The organism is Aeromonas sp. R10-2 (assembly GCF_040908445.1).
GTDB classification, from domain to species: domain Bacteria; phylum Pseudomonadota; class Gammaproteobacteria; order Enterobacterales; family Aeromonadaceae; genus Aeromonas; species Aeromonas veronii.
On record NZ_JBFODS010000063.1, the window covers coordinates 13,523 to 34,072 of the forward strand.

Annotated in this window: 19 protein-coding genes; 6 read left to right on the forward strand and 13 right to left on the reverse strand. The window is 58.2% G+C overall.

The features are described from left to right. Positions 1-14: 14 nt before the first annotated feature. Positions 15-803, forward strand: coding sequence for a hypothetical protein (locus AB5Y97_RS12915; RefSeq protein ID WP_201946505.1), 789 nt, complete (start codon positions 15-17; stop codon positions 801-803). Between the two features lie 115 nt (positions 804-918). On the opposite strand, the gene AB5Y97_RS12920 is transcribed toward AB5Y97_RS12915, so the two are convergent. Then, positions 919-2,349, reverse strand: coding sequence for a wax ester/triacylglycerol synthase family O-acyltransferase (locus AB5Y97_RS12920; RefSeq protein WP_201946503.1), 1,431 nt, complete (start codon positions 2,347-2,349; stop codon positions 919-921). A gap of 255 nt (positions 2,350-2,604) precedes the next feature. Further along, on the reverse strand, positions 2,605-2,937 hold the full coding sequence (locus AB5Y97_RS12925; RefSeq protein WP_120414265.1) for a polyhydroxyalkanoic acid system family protein: 333 nt from the start codon (positions 2,935-2,937) through the stop codon (positions 2,605-2,607). 259 nt (positions 2,938-3,196) lie between these two features. Between AB5Y97_RS12925 and AB5Y97_RS12930 the strand changes: the two genes are divergently transcribed. Then, entirely contained in the window at positions 3,197-3,925 is a 729-nt protein-coding gene (locus AB5Y97_RS12930) for a hypothetical protein (protein WP_201946501.1), read from the forward strand. A 99-nt stretch (positions 3,926-4,024) separates the two neighbouring features. Here the strand turns inward: AB5Y97_RS12930 and AB5Y97_RS12935 are convergent, their stop codons facing one another. Genes AB5Y97_RS12935 through prpB form a run of 3 tightly spaced genes read right to left on the reverse strand, consistent with a single transcriptional unit; the run spans position 4,025 to position 7,506 of the window. Then, positions 4,025-5,470 carry a bifunctional 2-methylcitrate dehydratase/aconitate hydratase gene (locus AB5Y97_RS12935; RefSeq protein ID WP_201946499.1) on the reverse strand — a complete coding sequence of 482 codons (1,446 nt, stop codon included), beginning with the start codon at positions 5,468-5,470 and terminating at the stop codon, positions 4,025-4,027. Between the two features lie 10 nt (positions 5,471-5,480). Next, entirely contained in the window at positions 5,481-6,608 is a 1,128-nt protein-coding gene (gene prpC / locus AB5Y97_RS12940; RefSeq protein ID WP_219594252.1) for a 2-methylcitrate synthase, read from the reverse strand. A gap of 10 nt (positions 6,609-6,618) precedes the next feature. Beyond that, entirely contained in the window at positions 6,619-7,506 is an 888-nt protein-coding gene (gene prpB / locus AB5Y97_RS12945) for a methylisocitrate lyase (protein ID WP_201946588.1), read from the reverse strand. 147 nt (positions 7,507-7,653) lie between these two features. On the opposite strand from prpB, the gene AB5Y97_RS12950 reads away from it, so the two are divergent. The 4 genes from AB5Y97_RS12950 to rsmF all read left to right on the forward strand — a co-directional run bounded on the left by AB5Y97_RS12950 (position 7,654) and on the right by rsmF (position 13,049). Next, positions 7,654-8,280 carry a paraquat-inducible protein A gene (locus AB5Y97_RS12950; RefSeq protein WP_005345516.1) on the forward strand — a complete coding sequence of 209 codons (627 nt, stop codon included), beginning with the start codon at positions 7,654-7,656 and terminating at the stop codon, positions 8,278-8,280. Next, the gene (locus tag AB5Y97_RS12955) at positions 8,264-8,866 is read left to right on the forward strand and encodes a paraquat-inducible protein A (RefSeq protein WP_100653768.1); all 603 of its coding nucleotides are present in this window, start codon (positions 8,264-8,266) and stop codon (positions 8,864-8,866) included. The genes AB5Y97_RS12950 and AB5Y97_RS12955 overlap by 17 nt, the downstream gene beginning before the upstream one ends. 55 nt (positions 8,867-8,921) lie before the next feature. Then, positions 8,922-11,474, forward strand: a complete 2,553-nt coding sequence (locus tag AB5Y97_RS12960) for an MlaD family protein (protein ID WP_201946495.1) — start codon at positions 8,922-8,924, stop codon at positions 11,472-11,474. 144 nt (positions 11,475-11,618) lie between these two features. Continuing rightward, entirely contained in the window at positions 11,619-13,049 is a 1,431-nt protein-coding gene (gene rsmF / locus AB5Y97_RS12965; RefSeq protein ID WP_201946493.1) for a 16S rRNA (cytosine(1407)-C(5))-methyltransferase RsmF, read from the forward strand. A gap of 226 nt (positions 13,050-13,275) precedes the next feature. Here rsmF and AB5Y97_RS12970 read toward each other — a convergent pair whose 3' ends face one another. The 8 genes from AB5Y97_RS12970 to fabF all read right to left on the reverse strand — a co-directional run bounded on the left by AB5Y97_RS12970 (position 13,276) and on the right by fabF (position 20,521). Further along, positions 13,276-13,560, reverse strand: a complete 285-nt coding sequence (locus AB5Y97_RS12970) for a RepB family protein (RefSeq protein WP_042083054.1) — start codon at positions 13,558-13,560, stop codon at positions 13,276-13,278. Between the two features lie 160 nt (positions 13,561-13,720). Next, positions 13,721-14,749, reverse strand: a complete 1,029-nt coding sequence (locus tag AB5Y97_RS12975) for a site-specific integrase (RefSeq protein ID WP_320643250.1) — start codon at positions 14,747-14,749, stop codon at positions 13,721-13,723. A gap of 286 nt (positions 14,750-15,035) precedes the next feature. Beyond that, complete coding sequence (locus AB5Y97_RS12980) at positions 15,036-15,815, reverse strand: TatD family hydrolase (protein WP_167572743.1); 780 nt, start codon at positions 15,813-15,815, stop codon at positions 15,036-15,038. A gap of 25 nt (positions 15,816-15,840) precedes the next feature. Further along, entirely contained in the window at positions 15,841-16,788 is a 948-nt protein-coding gene (holB, locus tag AB5Y97_RS12985) for a DNA polymerase III subunit delta' (RefSeq protein ID WP_201946492.1), read from the reverse strand. Then, entirely contained in the window at positions 16,773-17,414 is a 642-nt protein-coding gene (gene tmk, locus AB5Y97_RS12990) for a dTMP kinase (RefSeq protein WP_144713191.1), read from the reverse strand. The genes holB and tmk overlap by 16 nt, the downstream gene beginning before the upstream one ends. Continuing rightward, the gene (gene mltG, locus AB5Y97_RS12995) at positions 17,414-18,415 is read right to left on the reverse strand and encodes an endolytic transglycosylase MltG (protein ID WP_005333156.1); all 1,002 of its coding nucleotides are present in this window, start codon (positions 18,413-18,415) and stop codon (positions 17,414-17,416) included. The genes tmk and mltG overlap by 1 nt, the downstream gene beginning before the upstream one ends. After that, a complete protein-coding gene (gene pabC / locus AB5Y97_RS13000) occupies positions 18,405-19,211 on the reverse strand; it encodes an aminodeoxychorismate lyase (protein WP_201946490.1) in 807 nt (268 codons plus the stop codon). The genes mltG and pabC overlap by 11 nt, the downstream gene beginning before the upstream one ends. A 68-nt stretch (positions 19,212-19,279) precedes the next feature. Continuing rightward, entirely contained in the window at positions 19,280-20,521 is a 1,242-nt protein-coding gene (gene fabF, locus AB5Y97_RS13005; protein ID WP_368158121.1) for a beta-ketoacyl-ACP synthase II, read from the reverse strand. Positions 20,522-20,550: the final 29 nt, after the last annotated feature.

The following is a 20,550-nucleotide window of genomic DNA, read 5'->3' on the forward strand; positions in this document are numbered from 1 at the left end:
CAGGGAGAACAAGCATGACCACTTCACAACTCGAATTTGTCCCCTTCCCCTACGCGGATGCGGCCTATGACTATGCCGGCCAGAAGCTGGCGGACAACTGGGAGCGACTCCATCAGGGGGATGCCGAACCCTGGCCCGAGGATGAACAGGTACAGGATGCCTGGCGGGCCTATCATGCCGGGGATTTTGCCCGGGCCGTCGCCCTTGGCGAAGCGGCCGGTGAGGCGGGCCTCAATGTGGCGAACAAAGCGCTGGTGATCCATGCCAGCTATCTGCTGGAAGACAAATATGCCAAGCGCGCCGCTTTCGAGCGGGCGGCCAGCAATGCCGAGAAGCTGCAAAAGCGTCAGCCCAAGAACGCCAACGCCTGGTATTTCCACGCTCTGGCACTCGGTCGCTACAGTCAGGTCATTTCCATCTCCAAGGCCCTCTCGCAAGGGATTGGCGACAAGATCAAGGCAAGCCTTGAGAAGACTCTGGAGCTGGCGCCAGATCACGCCGAGGCCCATATTGCCTTTGGCGCCTGGCACGCGGAGATCGTCGACAAGTTGGGGGCCATGATCGGCGGCCTCACCTATGGCGCCAAGAAGGAGGAGTCCGAGCGTCACTTCAAGGAGGCGCTGGCGCTGATCCCCGGCTCGGCTATCGCCCGCATGGAGTACGCCAACGCTCAGGTGATGCTGCACGGCAAGAGCCGCCTGAAAGCCGCCGAAGCCCTCTATGCCGAAGCGGTCGAATGCGAACCGATGGATGCGATGGAACGCCTCGATGTGGAGGCGGCGCGGGAAGAGTTGGAGGATTAACCGCCACTCTTGCCACGGATAGACAACAAAACAAGAGGCCAACCAGCGGGTTGGCCTCTTTTATGATGGATGCTGACCGGTTGGCTACGCCGTCACCGGTCGCTTAAGTGCACGCTCAACCGAGCAGCGCATCCAGCCCGTTGGGGTCAAACAACAGCTCCGGCTCCATCAGCACCAGCAACAGCAGTTGCTCGAATTCCACTGCAAACCGCTCGACCACCCGATCCGGATCCGGTACCAGCCTCTTGTCGGTGATTAGGCCCAGTTGCACCTTGTGATCGTAAGAGAGGATGGAGACGCCGACGCCGATATCCCCCGATTGCGGCACCCAAAACAGCGGCTGACGCAATTTTGCTCCAGCCAGATAGAGGGTCTGCTGCGGGCCGGGCACGTTGGTGATCACTGCACTGGCCTTGGCCGTGAGCAGCTCGACGGCCTGCTGTTGCACCGCATTGGGGGCCATGCCAAGGGCATGTAACAGGTTGAGCACCACCACGGGTTGTAGAGAAGTGCGCAGCGCCTGCATCCGGTCACGTACGGTATAGAGCCGCTGTAACGGGTGTTCAACATCCAGTGGCAAGTCCAGGGCCACCAGCCCGAAGCGGTTGCCAAGTGCTCCCTCATCATCCGGTGCTCGCATATTGACTGGCACCAGGGCGCGGATCTTGACCTTGTTGGCATCATCCCCCTTCTCCTGCAGGTAGTGGCGAAACGCCCCTGCGGTGGCGGCGATCAGCAGATCGTTGACCGAGCAGCCCAGTACCTTGCCCACAGCCTTGATATCCGGCAGATCAATTTGCTCCGACCAGGCCACCCGCTTGGTGCTGGTGGTCTTGCCACGCAGGCGGCAGGGTGAATCATCACCGAGGGTGGCGATATTGCACAGCTCGCTCGCCACATCCCGCCCGGTCTTGAGGTAATCCACCGCCTTGGTGGGATGGGTGACCACTTCGACATATTTGGACCAGAGGCTACCGGTCAGCTTGAGACCGGCCCGCACCAGACGGCTGCCCTGGTGGCAATCCTCCTCATCTTCGTCATCGCTGTCATCCAGTGGCTCCGGTGACGGTGGTCGCGGCGCCCCTTCCGGGGTGTTATCCATCATGGTCAGCATGGCCCGCACCAGCGAGAAGCCGTCGCCCATGGCGTGGTGAATGCGCACCACCAGCGCTTGCCCACCCAGCGAAGTGTCGGTGAGGTGCATATCCCACAGGGGGCGCTGGTGGTTGAGCGGCGTCGAGGCGAGATCGGCCACCAGCTTCTCCAGCTCCAGCTTGCCCGCTTCACCCGGCAGGATCACTCGCTTGAGGTGCTGATCGAGATCGAAATCGGGATCATGACGCCAGTAGTAGGAGCCCCCCTCCAGCACGGCCCGCTGGTGGAAGCGGGGTTGCACCGAAATGGTGTGGCGCAATCCGGCCCGCAGACGCGTTTCATCAAGCTCTCCTTCAAACATCAGGACACCGATGATCTGCATCAGGTTGTTGGGTCTGTCCATGCGTAACCAGGCGGTATCGACGCAGGAGATAAATTCACTCAGTGGCATGGTTGTTTCCCTACAAAATGAATTTACCGAGGCGGCAAATTGCTCCTTCCCTCATATCCGGATGAAGGCTTGATGCAATCAGAATGACATTAATAAGTGCCGACTCGAAATATGAAATAAAGATGAAAGATTACTTACAAAATAGAATCGAGACCTCGCCGAATAATAAATCTGACAAACCATATGGCTTGCCAACTTATTTCAAACAGCCATCGTTTACAGCTGGTTTATTTAAAGCCAGTACAACGAAAAGTTTCAAACACGTTTGGGGCAAGGTAAGCGATTGTCGACATAATCGAGGATCTCTTGCTCCAGTACGCTGCGTACCGGTAACAGCATCAAACCAAGATGCACTTCCAGTTCCAGGTTCTCATCGTCCAGGGTGAGAGTGCCATGTACCCCTGAGCCGCGAAAGTGTAGCTCGGTCTCTTCTTCATCTGCCCATTCGCAATCGAGTTGATAGCTCTCGCTCATGTCCGCAGCGATGGCTTCGGCCGCGAGCCGGGCGGCGGCCAGTCCCAGCGGATGCTGACGGCTGATCTGGATGGTAGAGAGTGCGCTGCTGCCAGCGAGCGAGTTGAAGAACATGGTCGTTACTCTGGGTCATAAGTTAGTTATTGATATTAAACACATGTTCACAACAAATGAAAGGATGGTTCACATAAATGGGACTCACTTAACAGAGTCGAGAGGGATGAAGGCCATCAGCGGGGCATGGCATTTATTCCCTCCCCCGTGCGCGCTACACTTGTCACGGAACGGTCAGCAAAAGCTGCTTGTTTTTCATTCACTTGTATCTTCGTATCACTGAATCCCCATCAATGGGCCCAAGGCCAGAGAGATGTAGATGACGCATCAAGAACATGCCCACGACGACGATAGCACCCTGGGTCGGCTCTACCGCCAGCTCAAGCGGGTTGCAGCCTTGCGCGAGCAGATGCGTGCCCACCCGGAAGATCAGCAGGATCGGGATCGGCTACGCCAGTGGCAGGCCGACCGGTTGGGGCGAACCCATCGAGATCTGCTGGAGAGTGACCGCTACGGCCCCGCCGCCGAGTTTTTTCTGACCGATCTCTATGGCCCCGGGGATTGCGCCCGCCGCGATGCGGATGTGATGCGGGTGATGCCGACTGCCGAGCGGCTGTTGCCGGAGTCCGGCCTCAAGGTGCTGGCGCAGGCGATCGAGCTCGACGCTCTCTCCGAAGAGCTGGACTACCTGATGGTGGTGGCGCTGCGACGCATTGATGGCATTGATCCCATCACGCCGGACCATTACACCATCGCCTATCGTGCCGTGGGTGAACAGGCGCGCCGGGAACATCAGATTGCGTTGGTGAGCGAGCTTGGCATGACGCTGGACAGACTGGCGAGAAAGCCGCTGCTGGGGGCGACCCTCAAGCTGGTGTCAGGGCCCGCCCATCTGGCGGGGCTTGGCGAGCTCTTCTCCTTTGTCGAGCGCGGCTATCAGGTGTGTCATCAGATGGGGCGTGCCAACGAGTTTCTCGAGACCATCGCCAGTCGCGAGACGGCCATCATGATGGCGCTCTTTAACGGCGACAGCAGTGCGCTTGAGTAAGGCTTATCGAGGGATCAGCCGCCGGAATAACAAAGCGGGCCGATGAGCCCGCTTTTCGTTTATCACTGTTTGCCGATATGTAGCCCAATACAAGACCGGTCAGATCACCAGCAGATCCATAAAGGCGTGTACCGGGGTGGCGGCAAGGCGCGGCCCATCCTGACAGAGGGCCAGAATATCGTTGACCCGTTTGGCCGGGAAGCGGGTGGCCAGATTGCGCTGGAATTTCTCCACCAGCAGCGGGATCCCCTCCTCCCGACGGCGACGATGGCCGACCGGATACTCCACTTCCACCTTGGCGGTGTGAGTGCCGTCCTTGAAGAAGATCTGGATGGCGTTGGCGATGGAACGCTTGTCTGCCTCCAGATACTCGCGGCTGTAACGCTTGTCCTCCTGCACCACCATCTTGCTACGCAGCGCGTCGATGCGGGGATCGGCGGCAACATCGTCCTCATAATCCTCGGCGATCAGGCGACCGAAGATGAGAGGCACCGCCACCATGTACTGCAGGCAGTGATCCCGATCGGCTGGGTTATTGAGGGCGCCGACCTTGCTGATGATACGAATGGCCGACTCATGGGTGTTGAGCTCGATACGGTCGATCTCCTCCAGCCGTCCCTTCACCTGCCCATGCAGCTTCATGGCGCACTCCACAGCAGTCTGGGCGTGGAACTCGGCGGGATAGGAGATCTTGAACAGCACGTTCTCCATCACATAGCTGCCGTACTCCTGATGCAGGGCGAACTGGTTGCCCTTGAACAGCACATCGTAGAATCCCCACTTGGGGGCGCTCAGTACGCCTGGATAGCCCATCTCGCCGCTCATGGTGATAAGGGCGAGGCGCACTGCGCGGGAGGTGGCATCCCCCGCCGCCCAGCTTTTGCGCGACCCCGCATTGGGGGCATGACGGTAGGTCCGCAGGCTCTGGCCATCGACCCAGGCTTGGGAGACCGCATCGATCACCTGATCGCGGGTTCCGCCAAGCATATGAGTCACCACGGCGGTACTGGCGACCTTGACCAGTACCACGTGATCGAGACCGACCCGGTTGAAGGAGTTCTCCAGCGCCAGCACCCCCTGAATTTCGTGGGCTTTGACCATGGCCACCAGCACATCGGTCATGGTGAGCGGCACCTTGCCCTCGGCCACGCGAGTACGGGAGAGCCAGTCGGCGGTGGCGAGAATACCGCCCAGATTGTCGGAGGGGTGACCCCACTCGGCGGCCAGCCAGGTGTCGTTGTAATCAAGCCAGCGGATGATGGCACCGATATCCCAGGCTGCCTTGACGGGGTCGAGGCAGAGCTGGGTACCGGGCACCCGGGCACCGTGGGGCACGACAGTACCGGGTACGATGGGGCCAAGGTGCTTGGTACACTCGGGGAAGCGCAGGGCTAAGAGGCCACAGCCGAGCGTATCCATCAGGCAGTAACGGGCGGTGTCGAGAGCCGCCTCGCTGGTTACGGGGTGGTTGCAGACATAATCGGCAATATCGACCAGTACCTGATCGGGCTCGGGTCTGTGGTTGACGTCGACGTTGGCGGACATCGTGATTTCCTTATCGTTGTTGTAGAGAGACAAAGTGACGGGGGGCCGGGCCGACATAATCGGCGCTCGGGCGGATGATCCGGTTGTGCTCGCGCTGCTCCATCACGTGGGCGCACCAGCCGGTGACCCGCGAGCAGACGAAGATAGGCGTGAACAGCTTGGTCGGGATCCCCATGTAGTGATAGGCGCTGGCATGGAAGAAGTCGGCGTTGGGAAAGAGCTCTTTCTCTTCCCACATCACCTTCTCCGCCTCGCAGGAGACGCGATAGAGGCGATCATCCCCCACCGCCTCGGCGAGCTTGGCCGACCACTCCTTGATGATGACGTTGCGCGGATCCGAGGTGCGGTAGATGGCGTGGCCAAAGCCCATGATCTTCTCCTTGGCCGCCAGCTTGGCCAGCAGTTCGCGCCTTGCCTGCGTTTCATCCTGCCAGTGTTCGATCATCGCCATGGCTGCCTCGTTGGCTCCGCCGTGGAGTGGGCCGCGCAGGGTACCGATGGCGGCAGTGATACAGGAGAACATATCGGAAAGGGTTGAGGCGCAAACTCGCGCCGCAAAGGTAGAGGCGTTGAACTCATGCTCGGCGTAGAGGATGAGGGAGACATGCATCACCCGGCGCTCCAGCTCGCTCGGCGCTTTCTGGTGCAGCAGCGCCAGAAAGTGGCCACCGATACACTCCTCGTCGGTATCGAGGGCGATGCGTGTGCCCTCGTGGCTGAACTTGTACCAGTAGATCAGAATGCCCGGGAAGGCGGCCAGCAGCCGATCCGCCACTTCATGCTCATGCTCGAAACCATCTTCCGGCTCCAGATCACCGAGCATGGAGCAGCCAGTGCGCAGCACATCCATGGGATGGGCATCGGCGGGAATGCGCTCCAGTACCTCCAGCAGCGGCTGGGGCAAGGTGCGCAAGCGACGCAGCTCGCGCTTGTAGGCGTCAAGCTGCTGCTCACCGGGCAACTCACCCTTGAGCAGCAGATAGGCGACCTCCTCGAACTGGGCGCTGTCGGCCAGCTCCTTGATGTCGTAACCGCGATAGGTAAGACCGGTGCCACTCTTGCCCACGGTGCAGATACTGGTCTCCCCTGCGCTTTGGCCGCGCAGACCGGCTCCGCCCAACGGTTTTTGCTGTCCCATAAGCTGCCTCCTATTCCTTGGCTGAAAACAGACGATCCAGTGTCTGTTCGTAGTGGTGATATCCGAGGAAGTCGTAGAGTGACTCCCGGGTCTGCATGGTCTCCACGACAGCGCGCTGATGACCATCCTGGCGAATATGTTGATAGACGTTGAGGGCGGCCTGATTGGCGGCTCGGTTGGCACTTAACGGGTAGAGCACCATGTCGACCCCGTGGGCGGCCAGTTGCTCTTTGTCAAACAGCGCGGTTTTGCCGAACTCGGTCATGTTGGCGAGGATCGGCACTTTGGCCGCCAGCTTGAACTGGTCGTACTGGGCAAGCTCGGTCACCGCCTCGGCGAAGATCATGTCGGCACCGGCGGCCACATAGGCAGCGGTGCGTTCAAGAGCAGACTCCATCCCTTCCACCGCCAGTGCATCGGTGCGGGCCATGATGACGAACTCGCTATTCTCGCGGGCATCCACCGCTGCCTTGATGCGATCGCACATCTCCTCCAGCGTGACCACCGCCTTGTTGGGGCGATGACCACAACGCTTCTGAGCCACCTGATCTTCCATGTGCACGGCTGCCACTCCGGCGCGCTCGAACGCGCGAATGGTGCGGGCGATATTAAACGCCCCCCCCCAGCCGGTATCGATATCGACCAACAGCGGCACACGGGTTGCGGCGGTGATCCGCTCGGCATCGATCAGCACGTCGTTGAGGGAGGTCATGCCGAGATCCGGCAAGCCGTAGGAGGCATTGGCCACTCCGGCGCCGGAGAGATAAAGAGCTTGAAAGCCGCTGCGTTCGGCCATCAGCGCCATATAGGCATTGATGGTGCCGACGATCTGCAGGGGATGTTCATTGGCAAGGGCGGTGCGAAAGCGCAGGCCTGCCGAAGGGGGCAAACTGGACATCATGACTCCTTTCACCTGTCTAGTCTGGCTATCTAATATCACGTTTACGTTAACGTCAATTATACTTTCGTAACATTCCGGCCGCAGGCAAGACAGGAAACCGGTTTTAGGGTAAATTTCACCAATTCCTTCAACAGGTTGAATTGTATGATGGAGCCCGGTTCCGTAATTGTCTGTCCGGCGTGCGACTTGCTGATCCAGCGCAAGGCGCTGCCGCTGCGTCGCCATGCCCACTGCCCGCGTTGTCACCAACATCTCTATGGCCGTTATGCCTTTCGTCCCTCCCAGTTGATGGCCCTGACCATCACCGGATTTCTGCTGCTGCCCTCCGCCTTTTTTGAACCGCTGATCTATCTGCGGCTGGCTGGGGTCAATACCGACGCCGACCTGCTGCGCGGTATTCTGGTACTGTTTGGCGAGGGCGAATGGTGGGTGGCCAGCCTGGTGCTCTGGTGCGCCGTGTTGGCGCCAGTGGGGTTGTTGGCGGGGATCTTTGTGCTGGCTTCGGGTCTGGCCAAACGTTGGCACATTCTTCCCGTCACCTTGAAGCTGGTCGAGGTGTTTCGCCACTGGGCCATGCTGGAGGTCTATATCGTCAGCCTGCTGGTTGCCCTGTTCAAACTGATCGACATCGCCGATGTGCGCCTCGGTGGCGGCTTGCTCAGTCTCGGTATTCTGATGCTGCTCAACATGACCCTGCTGATCCTGTTTGACCCCGCCCCCTACTGGGCGCGGATCCCGTTAAAGGAGCCGGAACATGACCAGCGCCCGTGAGATGGGACTCTGCCGCTGCCATACCTGTGGTTTGCTGGTGCGCTATCAAGCCGGGGCAGTCTGCCCCCGTTGCAACAGCAAATTGCAGGTGCGCATTCCCCGTTCCCTCGCCTGGTCGTGGGGCTTGCTGGCGCTCGCCACCTTCATGTTGCTGCCTGCCAATCTGTTGCCAATTACCCATTTCTACAACAAGGGGTTACTGCAGTCAGATACCATCTTCAGCGGTATCATGATGCTATATCGCAGCAAAATGAGCGGGATTGCCACCATAGTTCTCACCGCCAGCATACTGGTACCCGTGGGCAAGATATTGGGGTTGGGCTGGATCTGCTGGCAGTTGCAGCGAGCCAAACCGGTGCGGCGCAAGCGCCAACTGGTGATGTATCGGGTGATCGATTTTATCGGTCGCTGGTCGATGCTGGACTTGTTCGTGATTTCGCTGATGGTGGCACTGGTCGATCGGGGGGTGCTGCTGAGTGTCCGCGCAGGCCCGGGGGCCACCGCCTTTGCCGGTGTGGTAGTGCTGACAATGATGTCGGCCCGCATGCTCGATACCCGTTTACTGTGGGACAAGGCGGCCCGTTAATGATTTCTCTGTTTTTGTCTGATGTGCTGTTTAATCCAGCCAATAAGGAGTCACTATGATCGGGGCTGAACCCGTCATCGAAAAGCGCCGCTGGTTATCGCCGGTCTGGCTGTTACCCCTGATAGCCCTGCTGCTGGCAGGTGGCTTTCTCTATCAGCAGGTATTGAGCCGTGGCCAGCTTATCCAGATCAACTTCGCCCAGGGCAACGGCATCTTGCCGGGTAAAACCCAGGTTCGTTATCAGGGGGTGGCCATCGGCGTGGTGCAAGAGCTGGAGCTAGCTGAAGATGGCCGCAAGATTGCGGTGATGGCCAAGATTGACAGCCGTGCCAGACCGCTGATCCGCAAGGGATCCGACTTCTGGCTGGTGAGCCCCAAGGCGTCGCTCACCGAGATCTCCGGCCTCGATACCCTAGTCTCCGGCAACTACATCAACCTGCAACCGGGGCGTGAAAGCAATCCGCTGGAGGAGACCTTTGATGCACTGGAGGGCCCTCCCCCCGGCTATCAGGCTCAGGGGCGCATGCTGCACCTGACCGCCGATTCGCTGGGTTCGGTGGGGATTGGCGCCAAGCTCTATTTCCGCGGTATCGAGGTTGGCAGCGTCATCAATACGCGCCTGGGTCAAGACAACCAGAACGTCATTCTGGATCTGGTGATCGAGCCGCGTTTCGAACATCTGGTCAAAGCTGATACCCGCTTCTGGAACATCAGTGGCATCAAGGGCTCCTTCAGTCTGGCTGGCGTCAGCGTGGAGGCCGGCAGCCTCACCTCCATTCTGAGCGGCGGCATTGCCTTTGACTCGCCCAAAGATTCACCGGAACCGGAGAAGGGACAGACTTTCGTCCTCTACAAAGGGCTGGCGGAAGCAGCGCGTGGTGCGCGTATCGACATTGCGGCTGGCGATCTTCCGGTCAAGGAGGGGATGCCCATCCTCTATGAGGGGATCGAGATTGGTCGTATCGACCCCATTCGGCTTACCGATAAAGGCCGGATGGTCACAGCGTTGATCAACCCGGAGCAGGCTTACCGCATTACCGACAAGAGTCAACTGGTGTGGGAGAGCGTCTCCCTCTCCGCGACCGGCGTGCAGCATGCAGATCGCCTGCTCTCCGGCCCGGCCATTCGCCTCGACTATGTGGCGGGCAAACCGGTACAGAAGATGACCCTGACCGATCGCGCCCCCCAGAGCGGCACCAAGGTGGTGCTGCAGGCTGACGATCTGGCGGGGCTCAATCAGGATGCACCTGTCTGGTACAAGGGATTGCAGGTGGGCCGCATCAGCCAGCTCACCCTGGATGCGCGCGGCAATGCCAGCGTTGAGCTGATGATGGCGCCGAACTATGGCCATCTGCTCAATCGTGCCCGCTTCTATCGCGCCGCCCCGTTGCAGATCGATGCCGATCTGAGCGGCATCAAAGTAGAAACCAGTCCGGCCAGTGCCTGGTTGGGAGGCGGGATCAAGCTGATACAAGCCAGTAGTGGAGAGCGGATTAACCGTCTCTACCCGAGTCAGGAGCTGGCACTGCTCGGTACCCGTGATGCCAAGCCGAAGCGCTGGTTGCTCAAAGCAGATCAGGCCGATGGCATCGGCATTGGTTCGCCTGTGCTCTATCTGGGATTGGAAGCGGGCAAGGTCAAACAGCTACGCGCCGCCAAAGAGGGGGTCGAGATCGAACTCGAGATTGATGGGGTCTATGCTCCCCTCCTCGCCCAGCAACCTCAGTTCTGGAAAAAACCGGCCATCGACACCAAGGTGCGGGTCGATGGGGTGCAGGTCAAGGTGGGCAACCTCGGTACCTTGCTGCGCGGTGCCATCGAGTTCGATCGGTTGGCCAATGGCCGCAGCAGTCATCAACTGTTCGATTCCAGGGAGCAAGCCAAGGCCAAGGTGCGCCAGCTGTCACTGGTGGCAGAGAGCAATCCGGGGCTCGGGATTGGCAGCCCGATCCGCTATCGCGGTGTCGATATCGGCAAAATTGAAGAGATCGAGCTGGAGCCGTCACTGGGTCAGGTAATCTTCAAGGCGGAACTCGATGGCCACTACGCCGAGCGTTTCCTGCAGTCCGGTGCCCGCTTTACTCTGGTGCAGGCCAAGCTGGGGCTGGGCGGTGTCGCTCACCTCGATACCCTGATCAAGGGGGCGTTTGTAGAAGCACAACCCGGTAAAGGCGCTGGCAAAGATCGTTTCCCTTTGAGTCAGACCGGTCCTCTGGGTCTGGCCCTGACCCTCAAGAGCCCCTCCGTCAATGGCCTGAGCGTCGGCAGTCCGCTGCTGTTTCGCAAGATGGTGGTGGGCAGTGTCACCAAGGTGGCGCTGGCTCGGGATGGCAGCGAGGTGGTGATCGACGTTAACGTCGATCAGGAGTATGCCCATCTGGTGCGGGCCAACTCCCGTTTCTGGAATGTCTCCGGGGTCAAGGCGGATATCGGTTTGACCGGCGGCACTATCGAAGTGGAGACGGTGCAGAGCCTGCTGGCCGGCGGCATTGCTTTCAATACGCCGGAGAAAGAGATGGGGCCAACCGTCAAAGCGGGCCACAGCTATCCGCTCTACGGCAAAGCCGAGAAAGAGTGGCTGGAGTGGAGTCCGCGTATCCAGCCCTGATCTCTTCCCTTTGTATCTCATCCAAGCCCGGCACAGTGCCGGGCTTTTTTATATTCCTGTGCCTGTTGATAGGGTTCAGATTCAGAATATTCTTAGCCTTGTGGTAGGATATCGCCCCTCTTTTTCGGTCAACGAGACGGCACAGTGCACGACAACACCTTCCTTCCCGATTACTTTTTACGCCACATTGCGGCCATCATGCCGGCCCATCTCTCGATGGATGAGTTTGTGGCCAGTTGTCGACGTCCGCTGCGCCGCAGCATTCGGGTCAATACCTTGAAGATCGCCGTTTCGGATTTCGTCGCCCTGATGGAGCCACTGGGTTGGCAGCTCGACCCTGTGCCATGGTGTGATACCGGCTTCTGGCTGACCCGCAGCGATGAAACCGTCCCCCTTGGCAATACCGCCGAGCACTTGAGCGGGCTCTTCTACATTCAGGAAGCGAGCTCCATGCTGCCGGTGACGGCACTCTTTGCCAGCGACAAGATCAAAGCGGATGGCATGTTGCTGGATGCTGCAGCGGCCCCCGGCTCCAAGACCACCCAGATCGCGGCTCTGATGAACAATCAGGGAATGCTGGTTGCCAACGAGTTTTCCAGCAGCCGGTTGAAAGTGCTTAGCGCCAATATCCAGCGCTGCGGCGTGACCAATGTGGGGATGACCCATTTTGATGCCAAGGTATTTGGCCAGTGGTTGCCGGAGACCTTCGATGCCATCCTGCTCGATGCCCCCTGCTCCGGTGAAGGGACGGTGCGCAAGGATGAAGATGCCCTGCGAAACTGGAGTATCGAGAGCATCGACGAGATTGCGGCGGTGCAGCAAGGGTTACTGGAGAGCGCCTTCCATGCCCTGAAACCGGGTGGTGTGCTGGTCTACTCCACCTGTACCTTGAGTGAGCAGGAGAATCAGGCGGTCTGCCAATCCCTGCTGGACAAGTTTGGCGATGCCTTGAGTTTTGACTCGCTGGCAGACCTGTTCCCCCATGCAGAGCAAGCCTGCACACCCGAAGGATACCTGCACGTTTGGCCCCAGATCTTCGACAGTGAAGGCTTTTTCGTCGCCAGATTGCGCAAGCATCACTCGGTGCCCAACACCATGTTCAAGCCTGGCAAGCTGGGTAAATTCCCTTTTGCGCCGCTTCCTGCCAAAGAGGCGGAACCCATGTTGCGCGAGATCGAAGCCAACTTCGGGGTGGCACCGCAGGGTCAACTGTTTGGCCGCAATGACGAGATCTGGCTCTTCCCCCAGCTGTTTGATCAGGTGCAGGGCAAGCTGCGCTTCGATCGCATCGGCATCAAGTTGGCCGAGACCTTCAAGAAAGGTTATCGCCTCACTCATGAGTGGGCACTGGCCTATGGCGATAAAGCGAGCAAGGGCGTGGTTGAGCTTGATAGCGCCAATGCGCGGGAATTCATGATGGGGCGGGACGTCTGGCCAGAACAGGATGCGGGCACTGGCGAGGTGATCGTCCGCTATCAGGGACATACCCTGGGCATGGGGAAATGGGTGGGTAGTCGGGTCAAGAATGCCCTCCCCCGCGAGCTGGTGCGTGACAACAATCTGTTCAATGCGTAGTGGGCCGTTCGGTGCATAAGCACTTGAACGAGTCTGAAATACCCACACTCTGGTTGAACTTTTCTTCGGATCTTGAAAAGCCTTGAGCCTTGTCTAAGCTTAAGGCAATCCGAACACCAGTTAGCGCACGGCTCTGCAAGGAGCCAATTCCCCTATGCCAGGTACAAGGAATTCGTACCTGGCTTTTTTTATCTCTTCACGTATCGCTGTTACTTCACTCTTGTGTCTATTCAACGGTCTCTTCGACCTGTGTGGCGACTCTGTTTTCAAACGGAGGTTCTCTACCCAGCTCATGTTGGTAGAGCAGATCGATCGCCTGCTCGATGAGTGATGCCTGACTGTCTTCGAGATGAAGACCCAGTGCGGCCAATCGTTCGGCGTGGCGATTGCTGATCCAGCATTGCAGCCGGGTATGGGTCTCCTGCTTGCGTTTTACATGTTGGCGCTGCCGCTCGGCATTGTTTTGGGGCCCCACCTCTTGCTCTTCACGCACTGTTATTTCTTGGCTCATATGTCCTTGCGATATTACGTTTCCGAGTTTGTTATCTCTCATCACATGCCATTATCCATTGGAAGATACCCTTCCCCTTTGGGCTGCTGGCTGCACGGCAAATATATCATCAGATCAACAAGATATCATTTAACATAAAAAGTGAAGTGACGCAGTTGTGTCAAAGCAAGCCATCAAGGGCATGATCGGAGAATTTGTGGGCGTCATCGAAGTACTCCTGCAGGGTTCGCATATCCTTGTGGCGAGTGATTTCTATGATCTTGTTCATCGGCTTGCCGGCAGTCACCGCCGAGGTGATAAATCCACGGCGCAGGCTGTGGCCACTGACGTAGAGATCGTCGATGGTTTGGCCGGTTCGCCGCTTGATCATCAGATTGATGCCCTGGGGGCCGAGTGGTTCAGCCATCAGTTGACCCCAGCGGTTCATGCGCCGAAACAGCGGCCCCTCGCTGATCCGGCTTTTGTGTAGCCACTTTTGTAGTGCCGAGACGGGACAGTAATGCTTGCCCGGGATCAGGGCGATCTCGGTTTCATGCAGCTGATGTTTGCTAGGTTTGAGGCGAAGGCGGATCCCCTGCCCCATAAAATCGAGATCGCTAACCTCAATTCGGGCCGCTTCCGAACGGCGCAAGGCGCCACTGAACATCAGCAGTATCAGGGTGTGATCACGCAAACCCGCGAGGTCATTGGTGTCGATGCCATCCAGAACCTGGGTCAAAGGTTGCAGCGTCAGGGCACCGGTTTTGCGCTTGCGGTTATCCCCCAACCTGACAATACCGCGCATCATCTCCTTGATTTCGGGATGTTCGGTGGGCATGGGGTGAATGCCTTTCTGCTTGAAGGCATAACGGATCCCGGCAAGCCTTCTCACCAAGGTTGCCGGTTTACGAGGTTCACCATTGCGCAGCTTCCCTTTTCCCTCTTCTTTATCCAGCCATACCCAGTCAGCCAATACGCCGTCAGCCTGATCAGCGAGAAAGTTCATGATGTCGTGATGGGTCGTTTGCAGCGGATCAAGCCCGTGTAATTGGCACCAGAAGACAAAAATACGGGTATCCGCCTGATAGGCATTGAGGGTGGAATCCGCTTTTGCACTGCGCAAAAAGCGGCGTGCCCGACTATTTAACTGCGCATCGAAAACAGTCTGCAGTGACTGATGAGCCGGATTGGACAAGGTTGGATATGCCACGGAACTCTATGATTCATATGAAGTTTGATAGGATCTTACAGGATCCTTCCCATACATCAAGTATCGATAATGAATATTATCGATACTTATAGCTTGTTGTTTTTGTACCCTTTGGCCACATTAGATAAACGAAACATCGGAATATGATTCGACTCGGTTTGTATGGATGAACAGGTTACATAGACTGGATGAATGTGAGAGATAACACGGCTCGGTGTTGATATTTAGGTGGGTAATCAGCTTGGCATTTGAAATATAAAAAGCCCCGAGCAAAGGGGCTTCTGTGTTATTTTTTCGCCAGTTTGAATAGTTCAAAGAAATTTCGGCTGGTCGCTTCTGCCAATTCAGCCAGCGCCATCTGGCGCAGATCAGCAATAAACTGCGCAACGTCTCGTACAAAGGCGGGTTCGTTCTCCCTCCCCCGATGCGGCACGGGTGCAAGATAGGGCGAGTCGGTTTCGACCAGCAATCTGTCGAGGGGCAGAGCCTTGACCACCTCTTGCAATGCAGACGCATTTTTGAAGGTGGCGATCCCGGAGATGGATATATAGAACCCCATCTTCATCGCCGCTTGTGCCATTTCGAGGGATTCGGTGAAGCAGTGCAACACACCGCCAACCTGATCCGCCCCCTCTTCACGCATGATCTGCAAGGTATCTTGCTGGGCATCGCGAGTGTGGATGATCAGCGGCTTGTTCAGCGCGCGAGCAACCCGGATATGTTCGCGGAAAGAAGCTTGCTGCACTTCCTTGTTCTCGGGGGAGTAGAAGTAGTCGAGTCCGGTTTCGCCGATGGCGATCACTCTTTCGTCAGCAGCCTGTGTCAGCAACAAGGCTGCATCGACACCGGGTTCCTGATTGAGCGGGTGTACCCCGCAGGAGGCAAACACCTGGGGATAGGGGGCAATCGCCTCGAGCATGGTCGGGAACTGTGCCTGAGTCACACTGACACAGAGAAAATATCCCACGTCCAGTTTCGCGGCCTTGGCAAGTACATCAGCCATGCTGGTCTGCTTGCTGCCATAGCTGAGGCGATCGAGATGACAGTGGGAATCAACGAGTAACATATAAAACCTTTCTGCTTGTCGGTACTTATAACCAGCGACTGAGCCAGTTCATCAGATGGATGGTGGGATTGGAGAGCTGGCCCGGCTGGCATGCCGCTTTCAGGGCTACCAGATCTTGTTCTGCCTCCAGCAGTTTTTCGCTGGAGCTCTGCTCCGCCAACCGCTGGCTCAAGATTGCCAAGTCCGGCATCGCCAGCTGATGGTGACCGCATCCAGCCTGGGTTTTCAGGGCATCACACAAGAAGAGCTGCAACCAGTGCAACCTGACCTGCGTCTCCTGACCAAGCTGGCTGCACAAAGCCGTTGCCTTGACCGGACTTTGACTCAGGGCGACAAACTGTTCCAGCAGTTCGCGGCGAGTCCCGTCCTGTTGCTGCTCGATATAGTCGAGTACCCGCAGCGGGGCCCCCTGACAGATCCGCACCTGAGCCAGAGTGGCCTGATGACCCTGCTCGGCCAACCAGCGTACTGTTTCCCCTTCCGCAGGCAATTGACAGACATGTTTGTGACAGCGACTGAGAATGGTGGGAAGCAACCGGGAAACCTGGGAGGCAATCAGCAACAGCAAGCTGTCGCCGGCTGGTTCTTCCAGGGTTTTCAGCAGGGCATTGGCTGCCGATTCGGTCATCCGCTCCGCCTCAGGAATGATCACCACCTTGCCACGGCCGAGCTGGGCAGAGCCCTGCAGCCGGGAGCAGATCTCGCGAATGGCCTCAACCCCGATGGTCTTGCTGTCGCGAGTTATGGTGCCGAGATCCGGGTGGTTGCCCTTGTCAAACAGCTGGCAAGAGTGGCAGTGGCCGCACGGCTCTCCGCGATCCGGTTGCTGGCAAAGGTGCAAACGCGCCAGTCGCTCGGCCAGTTGCTCCTTGCCAAGCCCGGGATCGCCCAGCAACAACCAGGCGTGGCCGAGACGACCGGACTGGGCCGTCTGGCTCAGAGCATGCCAGTCAGGGATCAGCCAGGGATACATAGCGGCTCGTTCGACAGATAGTGATCCAATGCACACTCGATGGCAGCTTTGACCTGTTCCGGCGTTTGCGCCGCATCGATCACCACAATGGAATCATCCTTGGCGGCCAGTTCGAGATAACGAGTTCGGGTACGCTCGAAGAAGCTCAGTTGCTCCAGTTCGATGCGATCCAGCTCGCCGCGATGGCGCGCGCGCTGCAAGCCAAGGGCGGGATCGATATCGAGATAGAGGGTGAGATCCGGCTTGAAGTTGCCGAGCACCGCCTGCTTGATGGCACCGATAAGCTGAGCATCGATACCACGGCCGCCACCCTGATAGGCCTGGGAAGAGAGATCGTGGCGATCCCCCACCACCCAGACACCGTCGGCCAGTGCGGGTTTGATGCGGGTCTCCACCAGTTGTACCCGGGAGGCATACATCAGCAGCAATTCCGCCTCGATGGTGAGGCGCTCGTCGTGCACCTCTTTGACGATAGCCCGCATCCGCTCGGCCAGTGGCGTACCACCCGGCTCGCGGGTGCACTCGATCCGGTTGATGCCGTGGCGCTGCAGATAGTCGGTCACATAACGAACGGCCGAGCTCTTCCCTGCCCCTTCCAATCCTTCGATCACAATAAATTTAGACATTAGGGTTTCTTCAATATGTATTCGCGAACCGCCCGATTGTGTTCATCGAGGGTCTTGGAGAAATAGTGAGCACCGCCCCCCTTGGCGACAAAGTAGAGATAATCGGTCGATTTGGGGTTAAGCGCAGCTTCGATGGAGGCCTTGCCCGGCATGGCAATAGGCGTGGGCGGCAAACCGTCGATCACATAGGTGTTGTAGGGATTCTTGTCGGTCAGATCGCTGCGGCGAATGTTGCCATCGTAGCGATCTTTCACCCCGTAAATGACGGTGGGATCGGTTTGCAACTTCATGCCCAGACGCAGACGATTGACAAACACCGAGGCGATCTGTGCCCGCTCGTCCGGCTGGCCGGTCTCCTTCTCGATGATGGAGGCCATGATCAGCGCCTCATAGGGCGTTTTGTACGGCAGGTTGGCCTGACGTTTCTCCCAGCTCTGCTGCAGGAAAGTCTCCATATCCTGATGGGCGCGACGCAAGATCGAGAGATCGCTGGCATGGGTGGTATAGGCATAGGTTTCCGGCAGGAACCAACCCTCCAGCTTGCCATTCTCGATGCCGAGCTCCTGCGCCAAGTCGGCTTCGGATTGCTCGACGGTCAATCGCTCAAGGTATGGGGCGCTGGAGAGCTGCTTCTGCCAATCCTCGAAACGGGAACCTTCGACGAAGGTGAGGCTGAAGTGAAACTCCTTGCCCGATGCGAACAGAGAGAGGGTCTCCTTGAGAGGGGCCCCTTCCTTGATTTCATAGGTGCCCGATTTGATGGCCACCAGTTCGGGATGGCTGCGCAGCCAGAGCCGCACCGCCCAGGGGCTGGTTTCCCCCTCACCTAGTTCGGCGATGAGGCGCGCCGCATGGGCGCCCTTCTCCACCGTAAAGAGCCGGGTCGGCCCCTTGTTGGTGAGCGTCTCTACCTGTTGCCATTTGTAATGTACATAGCCCCCGGCAGCGGCTACCGTCAGTGCCGCCCCCGCGAGCAGGGTGTAAAGCCGATTAAACTTCAATGACCAAACGCTCCTGTAAACGGCGACTCAATACCGCTGTGGGATAGTGAATATCCTCGATGCCATTGACCGGCACGACCCCCATCAGGGTATTGGTGAGCCACACCTCTTCCGCCTGCCATAGTGACTCCAGCGGATCCTCTACCACACGCAACTCAATACTCATCTGTTTCAACATCGCCATCACCTGGCGGCGCATGATGCCATCGACACCACCGCGGGCGAGATCGGGTGTAAACACCGTCTTGCCCCGACGCCAAAACAGATTGGCACTGACCCCTTCAATCAGAAAACCACGACTGTTAAGCACTATCCCTTCGACTGCATTTCGGCTGACAAGTTCGCTTTTCAGCAATACCTGCTCCAGACGATTCAAGGTTTTAAGCCCGGCCAGCATAGGCGCATCACCGATCCTCTGGCGGCACACCACTATCTCGATCCCCTCCTGTTGCCACTGGCCATAGTGAGTGGGAAATGGTGCCAGAGTGACAATCCGGGTTGTGTGCTGACATCCGCTGCCGTCATAGCCCCGCCCCCCCTCGCCGCGGGTCAGGATCACCTTGGCCACGCATTGTGGCTGGTCGGCCACAATCTCTTCAACCTCCCGGGTCAAGAGATCCCAGTCCGGTTCAACCAATCCCAGCCGGTTGTTGGCCAGCTGCAACCGTGCCAGATGGGCAGGCCACTGCAACACGCGACCCTCCCTGACCGCCATGGTGGTGAAATGACCGTCACCATAGGCCAGCCCCCGATCATGGGCCGAGATGGTATCAAGCTTCATGCCATTGATAAGCAAAGGGATCCCTCCGATAAAAAAGGCCCGATACCGGCAGTATCGGGCCTGTGTCTTTGCCCTGCGGCAAATTATACGCGTTTGAAGATCAGTGAGCCATTGGTGCCGCCAAAACCAAATGAGTTGGAAAGGGCGTACTCGAAGCTGCCAGGTTTGGCCACATGGGGTACCAGATCCAGATCGCACTCATCATCCGGGTTATCCAGGTTGATAGTGGGCGGAGCCACCTGATCACGCAGGGCCAACACAGTGATGATCGCCTCGATGGCACCGGCGGCGCCCAACAGGTGACCGGTCATGGACTTGGTGGAGCTCACCATCAGGGATTTGGCGTGCTCACCAAACACCGACTTCATGCCACGCAGTTCAGCCACATCACCCAACGGGGTGGAGGTACCGTGCGCGTTGATGTAACCAATCTGCTCGGGGGCAATGCCAGCATCCTTGATGGCATTTTTCATGGCGCGAGCACCACCGTTGCCATCTGCAGGAGGCGCAGTCATGTGGTACGCGTCACCGCTCATGCCAAAACCGACCAGCTCGGCGTAGAGCTTGGCGCCACGGGCCTTGGCGTGTTCGTACTCTTCCAGCACCAGTACACCGGCACCGTCACCCAGCACGAAACCATCGCGATCTTTATCCCACGGACGGCTCGCTTTTTGCGGCTCGTCGTTGCGGTTGGAGAGTGCCTTGGCGGCAGCGAAGCCACCCATCCCCATCGCGGTGGAGGCTTTCTCGGCACCGCCGGCGACCATCACGTCGGCATCACCGTAAGCGATCATCCGACCCGCCATACCGATGGCATGGGTACCAGTGGTACAGGCGGTCGTCACGGCGATGTTCGGCCCTTGCAGACCTTTCATGATGGAAAGATGACCGGACACCATATTGATGATGGTGGACGGAACGAAGAAGGGACTGATCTTGCGCGGGCCGCCATTGACCAAGCTTTCGTGGTTCTGTTCAATCAGACCCAGACCGCCGATACCGGAGCCAATCGCCACGCCGACACGTTCGGCATTCTCTTCATTGATGGTCAGGCCGGAATCATCCAGCGCCTGGATACCGGCCGCGATGCCGTATTGAATGAAGAGATCCATCTTGCGAGCGTCTTTACGGTTGATACCGTACTGCTCGGGATCAAAATCCTTCACCAGACCTGCGAAGCGGGTTGCAAACTCGCTGGCATCAAAGTGTTCGATAAGGGAAATGCCGCTCTGCCCGTTGAGCAGTGCTTGCCAGCTGGATTCGGCAGTGTTACCCACCGGGGAAAGCATCCCCAAGCCGGTCACCACGACTCTGCGTTTTGACACTGAGGTAGTCTCCGAGAGGTGTTTTGAAA

Bases quoted from the DNA above. Each gene is read 5' to 3' on its own strand.
- AB5Y97_RS12915 (WP_201946505.1), top strand. From the start codon at position 15: ATGACCACTTCACAACTCGAATTTGTCCCCTTCCCCTACGCGGATGCG.
- AB5Y97_RS12920 (WP_201946503.1), bottom strand. From the start codon at position 2,349: ATGCCACTGAGTGAATTTATCTCCTGCGTCGATACCGCCTGGTTACGC.
- AB5Y97_RS12925 (WP_120414265.1), bottom strand. From the start codon at position 2,937: ATGTTCTTCAACTCGCTCGCTGGCAGCAGCGCACTCTCTACCATCCAG.
- AB5Y97_RS12930 (WP_201946501.1), top strand. From the start codon at position 3,197: ATGACGCATCAAGAACATGCCCACGACGACGATAGCACCCTGGGTCGG.
- AB5Y97_RS12935 (WP_201946499.1), bottom strand. From the start codon at position 5,470: ATGTCCGCCAACGTCGACGTCAACCACAGACCCGAGCCCGATCAGGTA.
- prpC (WP_219594252.1), bottom strand. From the start codon at position 6,608: ATGGGACAGCAAAAACCGTTGGGCGGAGCCGGTCTGCGCGGCCAAAGC.
- prpB (WP_201946588.1), bottom strand. From the start codon at position 7,506: ATGTCCAGTTTGCCCCCTTCGGCAGGCCTGCGCTTTCGCACCGCCCTT.
- AB5Y97_RS12950 (WP_005345516.1), top strand. From the start codon at position 7,654: ATGATGGAGCCCGGTTCCGTAATTGTCTGTCCGGCGTGCGACTTGCTG.
- AB5Y97_RS12955 (WP_100653768.1), top strand. From the start codon at position 8,264: ATGACCAGCGCCCGTGAGATGGGACTCTGCCGCTGCCATACCTGTGGT.
- AB5Y97_RS12960 (WP_201946495.1), top strand. From the start codon at position 8,922: ATGATCGGGGCTGAACCCGTCATCGAAAAGCGCCGCTGGTTATCGCCG.
- AB5Y97_RS12970 (WP_042083054.1), bottom strand. From the start codon at position 13,560: ATGAGCCAAGAAATAACAGTGCGTGAAGAGCAAGAGGTGGGGCCCCAA.
- AB5Y97_RS12980 (WP_167572743.1), bottom strand. From the start codon at position 15,815: ATGTTACTCGTTGATTCCCACTGTCATCTCGATCGCCTCAGCTATGGC.
- holB (WP_201946492.1), bottom strand. From the start codon at position 16,788: ATGTATCCCTGGCTGATCCCTGACTGGCATGCTCTGAGCCAGACGGCC.
- tmk (WP_144713191.1), bottom strand. From the start codon at position 17,414: ATGTCTAAATTTATTGTGATCGAAGGATTGGAAGGGGCAGGGAAGAGC.